This window comes from Streptomyces sp. NPDC047081 (assembly GCF_040643775.1).
Classification (GTDB): Bacteria; Actinomycetota; Actinomycetes; order Streptomycetales; family Streptomycetaceae; genus Streptomyces.
Genome location: NZ_JBEYUY010000019.1, coordinates 54,908 through 70,875 on the forward strand (window position 1 = coordinate 54,908; position 15,968 = coordinate 70,875).

Annotated in this window: 15 protein-coding genes and 1 tRNA gene; 4 read left to right on the forward strand and 12 right to left on the reverse strand. The window is 70.4% G+C overall.

All coding sequences use genetic code 11. From position 1 onward, the window contains the following. Positions 1-12 precede the first annotated feature (12 nt). On the forward strand, positions 13-2,457 hold the full coding sequence (locus ABZ848_RS31140; RefSeq protein WP_360837274.1) for a hypothetical protein: 2,445 nt from the start codon (positions 13-15) through the stop codon (positions 2,455-2,457). Between the two features lie 4 nt (positions 2,458-2,461). Here ABZ848_RS31140 and ABZ848_RS31145 read toward each other — a convergent pair whose 3' ends face one another. From ABZ848_RS31145 to ABZ848_RS31175, 7 genes are all read right to left on the reverse strand, one after another. After that, positions 2,462-5,200 carry a Tat pathway signal sequence domain protein gene (locus ABZ848_RS31145; RefSeq protein ID WP_360837276.1) on the reverse strand — a complete coding sequence of 913 codons (2,739 nt, stop codon included), beginning with the start codon at positions 5,198-5,200 and terminating at the stop codon, positions 2,462-2,464. Between the two features lie 125 nt (positions 5,201-5,325). Further along, a complete protein-coding gene (locus ABZ848_RS31150; RefSeq protein ID WP_360837278.1) occupies positions 5,326-5,916 on the reverse strand; it encodes a hypothetical protein in 591 nt (196 codons plus the stop codon). A gap of 10 nt (positions 5,917-5,926) precedes the next feature. After that, positions 5,927-6,799 carry a carbohydrate ABC transporter permease gene (locus ABZ848_RS31155; RefSeq protein ID WP_360837280.1) on the reverse strand — a complete coding sequence of 291 codons (873 nt, stop codon included), beginning with the start codon at positions 6,797-6,799 and terminating at the stop codon, positions 5,927-5,929. Then, positions 6,796-7,761, reverse strand: coding sequence for a sugar ABC transporter permease (locus tag ABZ848_RS31160; RefSeq protein WP_360837281.1), 966 nt, complete (start codon positions 7,759-7,761; stop codon positions 6,796-6,798). Before ABZ848_RS31160 ends, ABZ848_RS31155 begins: the two co-directional genes overlap by 4 nt. A 33-nt stretch (positions 7,762-7,794) precedes the next feature. Beyond that, entirely contained in the window at positions 7,795-9,084 is a 1,290-nt protein-coding gene (locus tag ABZ848_RS31165; RefSeq protein WP_360837283.1) for an extracellular solute-binding protein, read from the reverse strand. 415 nt (positions 9,085-9,499) lie between these two features. Then, positions 9,500-9,571, reverse strand: a tRNA-Val gene (locus ABZ848_RS31170). A gap of 57 nt (positions 9,572-9,628) precedes the next feature. Then, positions 9,629-10,093, reverse strand: a complete 465-nt coding sequence (locus ABZ848_RS31175) for a TIGR02611 family protein (protein ID WP_360837285.1) — start codon at positions 10,091-10,093, stop codon at positions 9,629-9,631. Between the two features lie 201 nt (positions 10,094-10,294). Here ABZ848_RS31175 and ABZ848_RS31180 point away from each other — a divergent pair, with 201 nt between their 5' ends. Together ABZ848_RS31180 and ABZ848_RS31185 are read left to right on the forward strand one after the other, a co-directional pair. Continuing rightward, complete coding sequence (locus tag ABZ848_RS31180; RefSeq protein WP_004002642.1) at positions 10,295-10,708, forward strand: SsgA family sporulation/cell division regulator; 414 nt, start codon at positions 10,295-10,297, stop codon at positions 10,706-10,708. A gap of 239 nt (positions 10,709-10,947) precedes the next feature. Continuing rightward, the gene (locus tag ABZ848_RS31185; RefSeq protein WP_360837286.1) at positions 10,948-11,508 is read left to right on the forward strand and encodes a CGNR zinc finger domain-containing protein; all 561 of its coding nucleotides are present in this window, start codon (positions 10,948-10,950) and stop codon (positions 11,506-11,508) included. Positions 11,509-11,569: 61 nt separating this feature from the next. On the opposite strand, the gene ABZ848_RS31190 is transcribed toward ABZ848_RS31185, so the two are convergent. Both ABZ848_RS31190 and ABZ848_RS31195 read right to left on the reverse strand, forming a co-directional pair. After that, on the reverse strand, positions 11,570-11,752 hold the full coding sequence (locus ABZ848_RS31190; RefSeq protein ID WP_360837490.1) for a hypothetical protein: 183 nt from the start codon (positions 11,750-11,752) through the stop codon (positions 11,570-11,572). Between the two features lie 124 nt (positions 11,753-11,876). Next, entirely contained in the window at positions 11,877-12,320 is a 444-nt protein-coding gene (locus ABZ848_RS31195; protein WP_360837288.1) for a hypothetical protein, read from the reverse strand. 263 nt (positions 12,321-12,583) lie between these two features. Here ABZ848_RS31195 and ABZ848_RS31200 point away from each other — a divergent pair, with 263 nt between their 5' ends. After that, the gene (locus tag ABZ848_RS31200; RefSeq protein ID WP_360837290.1) at positions 12,584-13,105 is read left to right on the forward strand and encodes a DsbA family protein; all 522 of its coding nucleotides are present in this window, start codon (positions 12,584-12,586) and stop codon (positions 13,103-13,105) included. 3 nt (positions 13,106-13,108) lie between these two features. Here ABZ848_RS31200 and ABZ848_RS31205 read toward each other — a convergent pair whose 3' ends face one another. Genes ABZ848_RS31205 through ABZ848_RS31215 form a run of 3 tightly spaced genes read right to left on the reverse strand, consistent with a single transcriptional unit; the run spans position 13,109 to position 15,852 of the window. Further along, a complete protein-coding gene (locus ABZ848_RS31205; RefSeq protein WP_360837291.1) occupies positions 13,109-13,933 on the reverse strand; it encodes a GNAT family N-acetyltransferase in 825 nt (274 codons plus the stop codon). 54 nt (positions 13,934-13,987) lie between these two features. Then, a complete protein-coding gene (locus ABZ848_RS31210; protein ID WP_360837293.1) occupies positions 13,988-14,809 on the reverse strand; it encodes an aminodeoxychorismate lyase in 822 nt (273 codons plus the stop codon). After that, complete coding sequence (locus ABZ848_RS31215) at positions 14,806-15,852, reverse strand: chorismate-binding protein (RefSeq protein WP_360837294.1); 1,047 nt, start codon at positions 15,850-15,852, stop codon at positions 14,806-14,808. The genes ABZ848_RS31210 and ABZ848_RS31215 overlap by 4 nt, the downstream gene beginning before the upstream one ends. Positions 15,853-15,968: the final 116 nt, after the last annotated feature.

The window sequence follows — 15,968 nt, forward strand, 5'->3', positions numbered from 1 at the left end:
GTACCCGCACTCATGTCGTACGACGTGACCCGGACCACACTCCGAGTCATGACGCATGTGCCGCCCCCGGCGGAGGAGTTGAGGCTCCTCGACGCCGAGCTGTGGCAGCTGGACGCCCGCAGGCTCCAGCTGCTCAACCGCCGAGCCTGGCTGGTCTCGACCCTGCAGTCCTCCGCGCAGATGCCCGCAGGACCGCCACGGCCCGCGCAGCCGCCCCGGCCGGAGGCCTCGGCACCGCGCGTGCAGAACATGCTGCTCCTGCTCGGCGGTGTCCTGCTCACCATCGCCGCGATGGTGTTCACGCTGGTCAGCTGGGGGCACCTGGGCATCACCGGGCGGGCCCTCGTGCTCGGCGCCCTCACCCTCGCCGTCCTGGCGGCCCCCGTGCCGCTGCTGCGCCGCGGGCTGCGCTCGACCGCCGAGTCGGTGGCCGGGCTGGGCCTGGCGCTGACGGCCCTGGACTCGTACGCGCTGCACGAGACCGCGTTCGCGGCGGCGGGCGGCACTTCGTACGCGGCAGCGGCCACCGCAGCGCTGGCCACCGCCTGGACGGCGTACGACCGCGTTCTCGGGGCAACGGGCGGGCGTCTGCGCCTGCCGCTGCCCGCGGCGGTGGCCGTGGCCCAACTCCCCCTGCTCCTCTGGGCGATCGCCGCCGACGCGGGCGCCCACGGCATCACGGCCGCGCTCCTCCTGACGGCCGGGATCGACACAGCTGTGGCGCTCCACAGCACCGCCAGGTCCGTACGGTTCGTCGCCGCCCTCGGCGCGTACGGCACGGGCGCGTGGGGCGCACTGACGGCCGGCTGGCTCACCTGGGACGCAGCCGGCCCGAGCGCCGCCGCCCGTGCGGCGGCGCTCCTCACTCTTGGGGCGGCGATCGCGGTGGGGGCCGCCTGGCGTTGGGAACGCCTGGCGGCGAGGGACACGGAGACGGCCCCGAACAGCACGCCCGGCGGCATCGCGGCAGGCGTCAACGCCGTCGTCGGTGGCCTGCTCCTGGTGGCGGCGGGCGGGGGTCTGCTCCGGGCGGCACTGCCCGGCGGCTGGACCGTGCCGGGGTATCTGGCCTGCGGTGTCGCGCTGTTGGCGGCGCTGTGGACCCCGTTGCCCGCGACCGTCCGGCGCGGACTCGTCCACGCCTCCACCGGCGTCCAGGCGCTCGCCGTCACCTGTGCGCTGCCGCTGGTCGGCGTCGCCCTGCTGGGCCCGCTGGGGTGGACGGGGCGGGCCTGGTCCGGCGTGCCGACGGACGCCCGGGCCGCCGTGACCGTGGACACGCCGTGGCCGCCGCACCCCGCGCAGCTGCTGCTCGCGCCGGCGGTCGTGGCAGCCGTACTCCTCCTCCTGGCCCGCTCCGACACCTGGCGCCGACAGGCCACGGCCGGGGCCACGATCCTCATCTGGGCGACCGTCATGGCAGTCGCCCCGACCCTCCAACTCCCCTACCCAATCGCCCTGTTGCTGCCGACCCTCACCACCGCCGCGGCCCTCGCGGCCGCCGCCTTCCTCCCCCGCCCCCTCCTCGCGACAACCCTCGCCCTCACCACCCCCATCGTCCTGGCCTTCCTCGCGCTGCCCTCCGAGGCGGCCACCCTCACGCTGCTGCCCGTCCTCACCGCCCTGTTCGCCACGGCGTCCCTGCGACCACACCTGACCCCGGTCTCGGCACCGATGGCCTTCGTGTACGGCACCGCACTCACCTGCGCTACGGGCGCGGCGGCGGGCTGGTCACCGCAGTACACGGCGCTGCTGGTCCTGACGATCCCGGCGACGGCGGCCCTCCTGGCTCCCCGCCTCGCGCACGCGCGCGTGCCGGTCGAGGTGACGGGCGCGACCGCCGCGCTCCTCGCCGTCGGCCTCGCGATCACCGACCCGCCGATGCTCGCGCTGGTCCTGGCCCTCTGCGGAGTGATCGCCGCCGCCATGGCCGTACGCCCCGACCGCCGCGCCGTCGGTTACGCGGCCGCCGCCCTCTTCGTCCTGGCCGCCTGGGTACGGCTGGCGGCCTGGGACGTCGGCGCCCCGGAGGCCTACACCCTGCCGGTCACCGTCCCGGCGCTGCTGGTCGGCGCCCTCCGCGGGCACCGCGCCCCGCGGACCTCGTCCTGGACGGCGTACGCCCCCGGACTCACCGCCACCCTGCTGCCGAGCCTCGCCGCGGCCTGGGACGACCCCCACTGGACCCGCCCCCTGCTGCTGGGCACGGCCGCCCTGCTGATCACCCTGCTGGGCGCCCGCCACCGCCTCCAGGCCCCGCTCGTGCTCGGCGGCTCGGTCCTGGTCCTGGACGCCCTGCACGAACTGGCCCCGTATCTGGTCCAGATGACCGACGCACTCCCCCGCTGGGCACCTCCCGCGCTCGCCGGCTTCCTGCTGCTGGCCCTGGGTGCCACGTACGAGCGGCGCATCAGGGACGTCCGACGGGTGCGGGAGGTGCTGGGAAGGATGAACTAGCCCGCTACGAGGGCATCTTGTCGCCGAGCAGCGCCAGATTCTCAATCGCGGCGAGCCCGTACAGCGCCGTGTCGTTGGTGGACACCCAGCTCGCCTCGCTGCCCGCGACCAGGGCCATCGGCCCGGTCACCTTCTCCGTCTTCCACGGCGACGACTCCATGTAGCCGTCCGAGCTGTAGAACTTCGTCCAGGCCCGCTTGGCGAGCGTCGCGTCCCCCGTCTGCACGGCGGCGTACGCGTCGAGCCGCGAGTGCCCCTGGAAGAGCAGCAGCGTCCCGAAGTCCGAGCCGTAGCGCGCCTTCTGCTCGGCCTTCGTGGCGTTGAAGTAGCGGCAGTAGTCGAAGTACGCCTCGTTGAACTTCGGCATGTCGACCAAGTCGATCAACTCGGCGCAGAGTTCATTGAGCCCGAAGACAGCGGACAGGTGCGAGACGCCGACCACCGGGGTCGTCGCGACGGCGAACTTCCCGGTGTCGAGGTCGTACAGCCCGCTGCCCTGCACAAAGCCGTTGGGCTGCGCGGCGATGCCCTCCATCGTCGACAGCACCCGTGCCTTGGCCTTCTCCCACTTGGGCCCCTTGCGCTCCCACTCGGTCAGCCAGGCCGACACGAGCCCGCTCCAGTCCGTACCGAACCCGATCGACAGGGCGTGCCGGTCCGGTGTGTACGGGTCGGTCCGCACCTTGCGCTGCGGGTCCAGGACGAGGAACGTCTCGTCGGAGTCGACATTGGCGTGCATGAGGTCGCCGACCCGCTCGTCCGCGGTGAGGAAGTAGTAGTAGCGCCGGTACGTCGTGTTGGCGATGCGCTGCTGCTTGGCGCTGTCGGCGTAGTGCTGCACCCCGTGCCGGGTGCCGAGCCCGGCCCACTGCCCGATGTGGTAGACGTCGACCTCGCCGGTGTGCCGGGTCATCGCCTCGGCGAACCGGAAGATGTCGGAGCGGCCGCTTCTGAGGTACGCGAACCACAGCCAGAGGTCCGGCGACAGCTCGGAGTTGTCCCAGGCGTAGCCGCCGATGTCGTACCGCCACACGTGCCGCACCGTGTCATAGGTGTGCATGATGTCGCCGTAGTCCCAGAAGCCGTACCAACGCCGTTGCTCCACCTGGTCCTTGTAGTAGGTGAAGAGGAAGTCGAGGTGGTCCTCGATCTTCGCCTTGGCCGGCGTGGAGCGGTCCGGCTCGGAGTACAGCCCCGGCCCGAACACCTTCGCCTTGATGAGCTGCTTGGGCGGCGCGGCGAGCTGCGGCAACACCCGTACGGCCTCGACCTGTTGGGCCAGCGTCCCGGGCGTCGGCGTCGACTCGTTGGCCCAGAAGAGGAGTTCGGAGGTACGGGCGATGCCGTACGGGGTGCCGAACTCCGGCTCGTAGTCCTCGTAGGTGATGTTGAGGCCTTCGAGCTGCTCGGCGTACGTGTCCTGGCCCATGCCGTCGTGGTAGAAGCGCAGGTCCATGGGCTGCGCCTCGGGCGACCAGAGCCAGAGGGTGACCTCGGCGGAGTCCGTGTGCACGTCCCGGATGTCGAGCTGCGCCGGGTACTTCTCCCAGAAGTCCCGCAGCCCGAAGGAGAATCCGCCGCTCGCGCCGCCGACGTAACCGAACCCGGACGCCCGCTTGCCACCGCCGGCGCCGATCCAGCCGTACCCCTTCTTGGTGCGTTTGCGCAGCGTGAAGCCGTCGGCGGAGAGCTGGGAGAGCGTGTAGTCGCCCCACTCGGGGATGTACTGCAGGCGGGTGGTCACCCGCTGGTCCCAGGTGGACGGGTCGGGCAGCTTCTGCCCGGCGTACTGCGCCGCCTGTACGGCCGCGCCCGGGTCGCGGCGCAGACCGGTGATGCCCTTGACGGCCTCCCGCAGCAGGCCGGTGCCCTCGCCGCCGATGCGGATGTGGCGGTCGTACGACTCGTCCCGCATCGGCACGTCGAAGCGCACGCCGAGCCCGCGGATGAAGTCCCCGCTCGCCTTGCCCGGTTCCTGTGTGCCGTCGTACGTGATGGTGTGCACCATCCGGAAGGAGTCGGCGCCCGCGTAGAAGTACAGCCGGATCGAGAACGGCAGCCAGCTCCGGTCGCCCTTGCGGTGCTTGCCGTCGATGCGCACCACCGCCCGTACGGGCCCGTCCTGTTCGACGGTCACCGCGCCGATCGCCCCGTCGAAGCGCTCGGTCTTCACCGTGCCCTGGTCCTCGTCCTCGATCTCCGGCTGGCGGATGAGGACGAGCCGGCCGTTCTTGGCGATCTCGGTCGAGCCGCGGGTCACGGACTTGACGATGGTCGAGCCGTTCTTGCCGATCTTCGCCGTGATGACGCCGGTCGACACGTCGATCGTGCCGCCGCTCTTGTCGACGGTGACCTTCCGGTCGGGGGCGGCCGAATCGCCGGCGGCGAGGGTGAGCTTGCCGGTGCCCGAACTCACCGCGTGCGCCGACCACTTGAGGGATCCGTCCGGCCAGTAGGCGATCGGCCAGGACTGCACGGGTACGGCCTTGCCGTCGGCGTCCGTGACGGCGAAGGCCTGGTCGGGCTGGTACACGCCCTTGGGCCAGGGCACACCGACGGTCGAACCGGGGGCGGCGCCCAGACCGCCGTCCTCCAGCCAGTCCAGGGTCACCGGCTCGGCGTCGGCGGCCTCGGCTCTGGGCGCGGCCTGAGCGTCCTTGGCACCGAGCGCCCAGCTGAACTGCGCGGCGGCTCCGGCGACGGCGGCGGCCTTGAGGAGGGACCTGCGGGGGATGGGAGACATTTGGGTCGGCCTTTCCTATCCAAGGTGCGGGTGGTCAGGGGCATGACAGATGTAGGTCACAGTGGTATGTCACATTGCACCAGGAGGGGCCATCAGTGGTATGTCACATACCACTGGTGCGGCCCTCACCGAAGCCGCCGCCGCTCCTCCACAGCAACAGCAGCCGCCACAACGGCCCCCACCACAGGAACCGCCAACGGCGCGACAATCCAGGCGGACAGCCCGACCAGAGCCAGCCCGCCGATGATCAAGAAGGACCCGGCAGGATCGAGCACGGTCCGCCGCCCGGCGGCAGCGAGCAGCGCCCGCCACCGCTCCCCCGGCGCCCAGACCGCCGCCGCGCGCAGCCCGGCCACGGCGGCCCCGATCAGCGCGAACAGCCCGACGGCCCCGACCAGCGGCCCGCCCGGAATCCCGGCACGCACCGCCTGGACGTCCACCCAGGCCACCGCCACCGCGGCCCACCCGCCGAGCCCGACGACCCACCCGCCGCGCGCAGCCGTACGGAAGTCACTCACGAACTCCCGCCAGCCACCGCCCTGGTGAGCCGTCCGCCGCCGCAGATGCCGGGCGCCGGCGGCGAAGGCCGCCGGGTAGGTGACCACGCCCAGCGACGCGACCGCGATCCACACCCCGGTCAGCAGACACTCGGCGAACACGGCGAACCGTTCCGCCAGGAACGACTCCTTACGTGGCTTCACTCGCACCTGGGCCATGACGACCGCCTCAGCCCTTCAGTCCGGAGGTCGCCATTCCGTCGATCAGATAGCGCTGGAAGGCGAGGAAGAAGAGCAGTACGGGCAGCAGCGCGACCAGGGACATCGCGATGAGACCGCCGTAGTTGGCGGCGACGCCGTCGGAGTCGCGGAACATCATCATGCCGAGGGAGACGGTGTACTTGCCGGGTTCGTTGAGGTAGATCAGCGGGCCCATGAAGTCGTTCCAGGCGTTGATGAAGGTGAAGATGGCGCTGGTGATGAGCGCGGGCCGGCACAGCGGCAGCACGATCGACCAGTAGATCCGGAAGTGCCCGCAGCCGTCGATGCGCGCCGCCTCGTCCAATTCCCTCGGCAGGTTGCGCATGAACTGCACCATGAGGAACACGAAGAACGCCTCCGTGGCCAGGTACTTGCCGAGCAGCAGCGGCACATAGGTGTTGATCAGCTCCAGCTTCTGGAACATCACGTACTGCGGGATGAGCAGCACGTGGTACGGCAGCAGGAGCGTGCCGATCATCAGGGAGAAGAGGAGGTTGCGGCCGGCGAACCTGATCTTGGCGAAGGCGTACGCCGTCAGGGAGCAGGAGATCAGGATGCCGACGACGGCGCCGCCGGCGTAGAAGAGGGAGTTCTGGAAGAAGGTCCAGATGGAGATGTCGGCGATGCCGTCGGCGAGGCCCTTGAAGTTCGCCAGGATCGGGTGGGACGGGAACAGCTGGAGGCTGTTGATGATGTCCTTGCTGGGCTTGAAGGACGCGCCGATCACCCACAGGACCGGGTAGAGGACGACGGCGAGCACCAGTAGCGAGCCGATGTGCCAGGCGAGCGAGCCGGTCCGCCTGCGGTTCAGGGACAGGGGTTTGGTGGTGGTCGCGCTCATCGGGCGTCCTCTGTGTCGTTCTCGTAGTGCACCCACTTCTTCTGCGACCAGAACAGGACGGCGGTCACCAGGGCCACAGCGAGCAGCAGCATCCAGGCCATCGCGGAGGCGAAGCCCATCTGGGCGTTCTTGAAGCCCTGTTGGTAGAGGTAGCAGGTGTAGACGAGCGTGGCGTCGGCCGGACCGCAGTACGTGTTGGAGACGACGTAGGCGGAGCCGAAGATCTGGAAGGAGTGGATGGTCTCCAGCAGGATGTTGAAGAAGAGCACCGGGGAGATCATCGGCAGGGTGATGTTCCAGAAGCGCCGGAAGGGCCCGGCCCCGTCCATCTCGGCCGCCTCGTACAGCTCCCTCGGCACCTGCTTGAGCCCGGCCAGGAAGATGACCATGGGCGCGCCGAACTGCCAGACGGTGAGCGCGACCAGGCAGTAGAGGATCCAGTCGGGGTTGCCGACCCAGCCGCCCGCGTGGATGCCGAAAGCGGACAGCGTACGGTCCACGACGGCGTCGTCGGAGAAGATCGACCGCCAGACGAAGGCGACGGAGACGCTCGCGCCGATGAGCGAGGGGGCGTAGAACGCGGCCCGGTAGAAGGCCTGGCCTCGGCGGCTCTGAGCGAGCAGCAGCGCGACTCCGAGGGCGAGCAGCAGTTTGAGGGGCGTGCCGATGATGACGTATTTCGCCGTCACCTCGACCGACTTCTGCCAGCGCGGGTCGTCGAACATCTTGGTGAAGTTGTCGAGCCCGACCCACTTCGGGGTGTTGAAGAGGTTGTAGTCGGTGAACGCGAAGTAGAGCGAGGCGACCATGGGGCCCGCGGTCAGCAGCAGGAAGCCCGCGATCCACGGAGACATGAAGAGGTAGCCGGCGAGGTTCTCCCGGCGGCCCCGCCGCTTGACGGCGGCGGGGGCGGCGGAGCGGACCTTCCGGGTGGCGGTCGGTGAGTCCTTGACGAGCGTCACGGTGCTTCCCCATCGTTTCCGGTGCGGTCCGGGTCAGGCCTGGAAGGCGGCCTGTGCCTCGTCGAAGAACTGCTTCACCGCGTCGGAGGTCTTGACCTTGCCGAGGCCCAGGTCGCCGCCGATGCGCAGGAAGGCGGCCTCGATGGTGTCGGCGCCGGAGGGGTGCGGCGTGATCGTGCCGAGGACACCGGCCTTGGCGGTGTCGGTCTCGTACTGCGCGATCTCCTTGTTGACGGTGTCCGTCGGCTTGAAGGCGTCGTACTGCTCGGTGCTCGCGAGGATGCCGCGGTCGTAGCCCATGATCTTGCCGACCTCGGGGTCGTGGACCATGAAGTCGATGAACTGGGCGACTTCCTTGGGGTGCTGGGTGCGCGCGGAGCCGCTCAGCATCAGCGAGGCGAGGTACTGGCCGGTGTGCTTGCCGTCCATGGTGGGGATCGGCGCGAGGCCGTATTCGCTGTCACCCTCGGCCGAGTAGCGGACGGTGAAGTTGTCCCAGGTGAATTCGGAGGCCCCGTGCCCGGCGGACAGCGAGGACTTGGGGCGGTCCTGCGCGACGATCTTGGGGTCGGTGATGATCCCGGCCTTGGTCCGGTTGTAGCCGTCCTGCCACCACTCCGTCAGATCGGCCTTGTCGAAGCCGAGGCCGTCCTTGGTGTAGAAGGCCTTTCCGTTCTGCCGCAGGTACAGGTCGTACAGGTACATGATGCTGAAGTAGCCCGTGTCACCTGGGACCTTGGTCTTGTCGTGGATGGTCTTGAGGGCCTTGAAGTAGTCGTCCCAGGTCCAGCCGGCCTGCGGATCGACGCCGGCCTTCTGGAAGACCTTCTTGTCGATGACCAGCGCCATGGTGTTGGAGCCGACCGGGACGCCGAGCTGCTTGCCGTCGACCTCGCCGACCTTGGTGACGCCGGCCCGGAAGTTGTCGAGGCTGAGATTGCCGGCGTCGATCTGCGACTTGAGGTCGAGCAGAACGCTTCTCTTGTCGTACTTCCTAAGGAATGTGACGGCGTTTTGGAAAACGTCCGGCGGATTTCCGCCCGAGGCCTGCGTCTGGAACTTCTCCCAGAAAGAGACGTAGTCCTGGAAGTCCGTCTTCACCTTGATCTTCGGATACTTCTTCTCGAAGAGCTTGATGGTCTGGTTGATCTTCTTGGCCCGCTCGTCGGCCCCCCACCACGAGTAACGGATCGTCACCGTCCCGTCGGCGGACGTGCCGCTGTTCCCCCCGCACCCGGTCGTCGCGGCCAGCCCCAGCGTGGCCGCTCCGGCCCCGGCGGCCTTGAGGATCGTACGCCTCTCAACATTCCTGCTGGTTCCCACAGTCGGGCCCTCCCGGCATCGTCGCCGCCTGCATGAATCGTTTCAAGTAAGCGCTTGCTGGCACAAGTTACGGAGGGCCTCGGGGTGCGTCAATGATTCGGACAGGAATTTCTTGTGGGTTCACAAAGAGGCCGGGCGGCGGCGGGAGGTGGGTCGGCGTGGCAATGTGCGCGAAGTCGCAGGTGAGGGGCGCACGGTCGGCGGGCCGAACGGAAACCGGCCTGCCGGGCGTGATGGGCGTACGGCCGAAACCGGTCCCGGCGCCGGGGAGTTGACGGGGTGTCCGGTGAGGGACGGTGGGTGCGTGGTCGAACGGCGTCACCGGCTACCGGGGGTGACGGCGGGGCGCCGTACCCACGCACGCAACACGACGGCGGCCCACCTGCACTGATGCAGGTGGGCCGCCGTCTCCGGGTGGGCGATACTGGGTTCGAACCAGTGACCTCTTCGGTGTGAACGAAGCGCTCTCCCACTGAGCTAATCGCCCGGACGCAGGAAGAACATTACCCCATGTCAGGGGGTGCCTCCGCACCCTCCGCGCGGATCACTGGTCCTCGATCTTCCAGGGCATCACGAAGCCGAACTTCCAGAGGTAGACGCCGACCAGGACGGCCACGATCGTCAGGCCGATCGCCGTCAGCGTGATGTTGCGGCGCCGCACCTTGGGGTCGAGGGCCTTCTGCGCCGCCTCGGTGACCTTGCGCTTGGTCCAGCGGAGCACCAGCTGGGCCCAGACGAACTCGGTGGCCCAGATCGCCATGCCGGCGAAGATCACGACCCAGCCCGGTCCGGGCAGGGGCAGCATGACGATGCCGGCGGCCACAACGGCGAGGCCGATCACGAAGACGCCGACCTGCCAGCTCAGATGCAGTGCGCGACGCCGCTTGATGAACTCCGGCGCCCTGGAACCGAGCCCCCGCTCGCTCCCCGCCTCGTCCGGCTCCGCCTCTTCCGATGCCACGGCGACCTCGCCCGACGAGCCCTCGGTTCCGCTACTCCCCGTATTCATACGGCCAAACTTTACCTTACTTTACTGAGCGGAAACCAGTCACCGGAATGGCCGTAGGGTGCGAAGGGCCTCTCGGCCGGAAGAGTTACGTAAAGGCACGCAAAACACTCAGAGGGGTTTACAACGGCACCGTAGGTGGCATGTCGATTTCGCCGACGTGCGAATCCCCGAGCGCACACTGAGCGAAAGGCCCTGGCGCTTATGAACACCACGGTCAGCTGCGAGCTGCACCTGCGCCTCGTTGTGTCGAGCGAGTCCTCCCTGCCTGTCCCCGCAGGCCTGCGGTACGACACGGCCGACCCCTACGCCGTGCACGCCACCTTCCACACCGGAGCCGAGGAGACCGTCGAGTGGGTGTTCGCCCGCGACCTCCTCGCGGAAGGCCTGCACCGGCCCACCGGCACCGGCGACGTCCGTGTCTGGCCGTCGCGCAGCCACGGTCAGGGCGTCGTGTGCATCGCCCTGAGCTCCCCGGAGGGCGAGGCCCTGCTGGAAGCCCCGGCGCGAGCCCTCGAGTCCTTCCTGAAGCGGACGGACGCCGCCGTGCCCCCCGGCACGGAACACCGGCATTTCGACCTCGATCAGGAGCTCTCCCACATCCTGGCGGAGAGCTGAGGGCGAGGCCCCACAAGCCGCCCGGCGCCGTCGACTCGGGGTGACGGCTCGGGCCAGAACAACCGCATAGGGAACATGCCGACGCCGTCCCGCACCGGGACGGCGTCGGCATGTCCGCGTCCACCGCGCGCCGGGCGGGATCCCACCGGGACCGTGATCGGCCCCTGCTCCGGCGAAACCAATTACCATCGGCCAGCATCGGCGGGCTTGCGCCCGACCCACAGGCCAGGGAGCGAAACGTGCTGATCACCCACGACACCCGGTGCGCCCTCGACACCGTGGTGGATCTGGTGAACACCGCGCCGGAGGACGACACCACACCGGACGGACTGCCGGACGTCGCTGCTCTGACGGATTTCGTACGAAACCACGAAGTCAGCGATGTCGGGCTGCTGTCGGAGTTCGACCTGTCGGCCGTGCGGAAGATCCGCGGGCGGTTCGCCACGGTCTTCGCGGCGCCCGACGCCCGCACCGCGGCCGGTCAGATCAACGAGCTCGTCGCCGCGGCGGGCACCACGCCCCGTCTGACCGACCACGACGGCTACGACTGGCATGTGCACTACTTCGCGCCCGGCGCGTCCGTCGCCGACCACCTCGCGGCCGACTGCGGAATGGCGCTGGCCTTCTTCGTGGTCGCCGGTGAGCAGGAGCGGCTGCGCCGCTGCGAGGCGCCGGACTGCCGGCGCGCCTTCGTGGACCTGTCCCGCAATCGCTCGCGGCGGTACTGCGACAGCCGTACCTGCGGGAACCGGCTGCATGTGGCCGCCTACCGGGCGCGGCGCAAGGAGGCCGCGGGCTGACACGGCCCAGGCGGCGTCGACGTGATCCCCGACGGGTGGCGCCGGGGATCACGGGTACGGCTCACAGCATCAGCAGATCGTGCAACGAGGCCATGAGCAGCAGACACCCGATCACCGCCAGGAAGATCATCAGCGGTGGCTGGGAAAGGGCGAAGAGGCACCCGCGCGGCTCGTCCTTCGGCGGCGCGGTTTCGCCTTGTGTCGTGTCCAGCATCTCGCGCCGATGATGGCGCAGACTGGCCACCTGGCGCGATCAACACGCCCGGAATGAGCGGGAGTTCGCCGAATTCCGTGATGTCCGGTTCGGGTCTTGATCACTTCGGTGCGGCGCGATGATCCACTGTGTCGTTTCAGTCGTCATGCGCCGGTCATATGCCGTGCTTCTTCAGGATCGCCTCGATGTCACTGAAGTCCTCGGCGGACTCGGAGCGGGGCGCGGTCGCGGGCCGGGTCGCCGGGCGGGTGCCCGGGCCGAGCGAGGGCGCCGACGCCGTCGGAGCCACCGCGCCTCGTTGTGCCGCGGCCTTGGCCTCCTTGCGCTCCTTGCGGGTGCCGCCGCGGCGGCGCTCCACCGCGCGCGTGCTGGAGAACAGCAGCCAGGCAGCGCCGAGCACACCGAAGCCCGCCCAGGCCGTCGGGCTGAAGGCGGTGTCCGCCAGCCACTGCACGGTCCCGGTCATCACCAGACCGAGCGGCACCAGCGAGTAGGCGGCCAGGCGGGCGGCCGCGAGGAACCGCTTTCGGTACGCCGTGACCGCCGCGATGCCCAGGCCGGCCGCGGCGGCGGCGGAACAGACGGTCTCGGCAATCATCCGGTCCTCCAGGCAGTCCTAGGCAGTCCTCGGCGAGCGGGCACTTTTCGTCCCTTCCATCCTGCACCGCCCGGACCCCGCCGGGCCATGCCTCGGGCGGACATCAGGGACATCTCCGGGTCGGCTCCTCCGCAGGTGCCGGTCCCGCGCCCACCCCTGGGTGTGGATCGGGGTCGCGGGCGCGGGCCGTCGCGGCCGTGCAGCGGTCGGGCCCCGCGACCTCCGATTCGTCCACCCCCCTCCCGACCTGGGACACTGACCGCATGAGCGACTCCTCCCCCGTGCCCACCGCCGCGCCCGTCCTCGACGTCTGGTGCGAACTCCAGTGCCCCGACTGCCGCAGCGCCCTGGCCGACCTGAGCGCCCTGCGCGCCCGCTACGGCGACCGGCTCGAACTGCGGCTGCGGCACTTCCCGCTGGAGAAGCACAAGCACGCCTTCGCCGCCGCGCAGGCCGCCGAGGAAGCGTTGGAGCAGGGCAAGGGCTGGGAGTACGTCGAGGCCGTGCTCGGCCGGGTCGAGGAGCTGGACCGTAAGGGAGAACCCCTCCTGGTCGAGATCGCCGGCGAACTCGGGCTGGACGCCGACGAGTTCGACACCGCGCTGATCGACGGCCGGCACATGCTGATCGTCGACGCCGACCAGGCCGAGGGCAAGGCCATCGGCGTGACCGGGACGCCGACGTACGTCATCGGCGGGGAGCGCCTCGACGGCGGCAAGAGCCAGAAGGGGCTGCGGGAGCGGATCGAGGAGATCGCCGACCGGCTGCTGGCCGAAGGGGCCTGAGCCTCAGAGCAGTTCCTTGAACAGGTTGTGGTCGGTGGTCTCGTAGCCGAGGGACTCGTAGAGCCGTTCGGCCGGGGTGTTGTCCGCGAAGACGTGGAGGGCGATGCGGTCCTTGCCGCCCTCGGCACCCTGGGCCTCCGCGAGCAGCATCAGCGTACGGCCGTGGCCGCGCCCCCGATGGCCCTCGTCCACCTCGACGTTGAGGACGTACGCCATCTCGGGCCACAGCCCCAGCCACAGGGTGCCGGCCCGTACGCCCTCGTGCTCCAGGACGCTGATCAGCGTGTTCTCGGTCGCCAGACCGTGCGGCAGCCAGCGGGTCTGCCCCTGCTTCGCCTTGGCGTGCGCCTCCGCCTCGGGCACGCCGCGGTCGATCAGACTCTGCGCGAAGCGGGCCTCGTCGTCCTTGAGCCAGGGCCCGAACTCGGCCTCGGTCATGGGCCGGGCGACGCTCCCGGCCGGAAGTGCCGGCGCGGGCCCGTCCAGCCGTTTGGCCATGTTGCGGCTGCGCCGGACGTACCCGAGTGCCGTGGCGAGCCGGAGGGCGGCCTCGGCGCCGCCGGGCACGGACACCTCGATGCGCGTGCAGCCCCAGCCCCGGACGACCTCCTCGGCGGCGAGCGCGGCCACCGTGCCGCGGCCCCGCCCGCGGTCCGGCTCCTCGATGTACAGCTCGGCGAGACGGGCCACGCCCAGGCCGTACTCGGGGTGGGTCGAGAGGTGTATCCCGCCCACGGGACGGCTGTTCACGCACACCCGGTAGCGGCGCGACCGCGTCCCGTCGGCGTTGTGCTGGAGCGGCTCGGTCGGCCGCAGGGTCGTCGTCATCAGGGGTGTTCTACCCGCCGTACCCGCCCGTGTCAGCCAAATATCGGCTGGCTCTCACGGATCCTGGTCGTCCCCGGAGCGCTCGTCGAAGACCCGCATCGCCTTCGCGGTCACCGGCCCGGGCGCGCCCGGCAGTTCGCGGTCGTCGACGCGGTGGACCGCCTGGACATCGCGCAGGGTGGAGGTGAGGAAGACCTCGTCCGCCCGCTCCAGGACGTCCAGCGGGAGATCGGTCTCCTTGGCGCCGGTCCACTCGACCGTCAGCGCGCGCGTGATGCCCGCGAGGCAGCCGGAGGCGACCGGCGGGGTGTGGATCTCGCCGTCGAGGACGACGAAGACGTTCGAGCCCGTCCCCTCGCAGAGCTGTCCGACCGTGTTGGCGAACAGGGCCTCGGAGGCGCCGTGTTGGTGGGCGCGGGCGAGAGCGACGACGTTCTCGGCGTACGAGGTGGTCTTCAGGCCGGTGAGGGCGCCGCGTTCGTTGCGGGTCCAGGGGACCGTGACGACGGCCGTCGAGTCGGGGCGGCGGGTGGTCTCGCCGAGGGCGACCACGAGGGTCGGGCCATGCTCGCCGCGGTCGGAGCCGAGGGGGCCGTGGCCGCCGGTGTAGGTGATGCGCAGCCGGCCGAGCGCCATCGGGTTGGCCGCCAGTACGGCGGCGCAGGCGCGACGGACCTCGTCGTGGTCGGGGTCGGGCAGGCCGAGGCCGCGCGCCGAGCGGGTCAGCCGGTCCAGGTGCCGGGTCAGCGCGAACGGCTTCCCGTCGGTCGCCTTCACCGTCTCGAAGATGCCGTCGCCCACGGTCAGTCCGTGGTCGAAGACGGAGACGCGGGCGGACTCGATGTCCTGCAGCCCGCCGTCGAGCCAGATCTTCACGTTGCCAGTCCCTCTCCACTCACCTCGTACGTGCCCGACGCTACCGCGAGCAGCCGGGCCGCCTTCAGTTCGGTCTCCCGCCACTCCGCCTCGGGGTCGGAGCCCCAGGTGATGCCCGCGCCGGTGCCGAAGCGGAGCTCCCCGGCCGCGCGGTCGATCCAGAACGTACGGATGCCGACGGCCAGCTCGCCGGTTCCGCGGTCGGCGTCGACCCAGCCGATGCCGCCGCAGTAGGGGCCGCGCGGTGCCGTTTCCAGGGCGTCGATGATCCGCAGCGCGCTGGACTTGGGCGCGCCGGTGACCGAGCCCGGCGGGAAGGCCGCGTCGAGCAGCTCGGGCCAGCCGGCGTCCTCGCGCAGCTCGCCGCGGACCGTGGAGACGAGGTGGACGAGCCCGGGGTGCTTCTCCACGGCGCACAGGTCGGGGACGGTGACGCTGCCGGTGGCGCAGACGCGCCCGATGTCGTTGCGGACCAGGTCCACGATCATCACGTTCTCGGCGTAGTCCTTCTCCAGCAGATCGGCCTCGGTGCGCCCGGTGCCCTTGATCGGTCCGGACTCGACGACCCGCCCGTCACGGCGCAGGAAGAGCTCGGGCGAGGCGGTGGCGAGCTCGACCCCGTGTCCGGGCAGCCGGATCGTTCCTGCGTACGGCGCCGGGTTGCCGCGGGCGAGCAGCGCGGTGAGGGCGTCCACGTCGGCGTCCGGCGGCACGGGGGCGGTGAGCACCCGGCAGAGGTTCGCCTGGTAGACCTCGCCGGCCGCGATGTGCTCCCGGATCCGGCGCACACCGGCCGTGTACGCGGCGCGGTCGAGGGACGACGTCCAGTCACCGGCGGCGGGCCCGTGCCACGCCCCGGGCACCGGCGCGGGCACCGGTTCGTTCCGTACGTCCCTGAAGCGGGCGCAGGTCAGACGGCCCTCGAAGTCCGCGGCGACGGCCCAGAAACCGGTGGAGTCCAGGGCCGCGGGATCGCCGGTGACGTCGAGGAGGCCGGTGGCGACGCGGGTGCCGAAGCGGGCGAGGGGAGGGAGGTCGTGCACGCGGTCGAGTCTATGGCGGGTGTCCGAATGGTGACCTCGACGTGTCCCCGAGGACGCCCTGGCCACGCCCGTGAGCAGGTGCAGCGCAGCACGCTGCGCAAACGCGTTTTTGTACT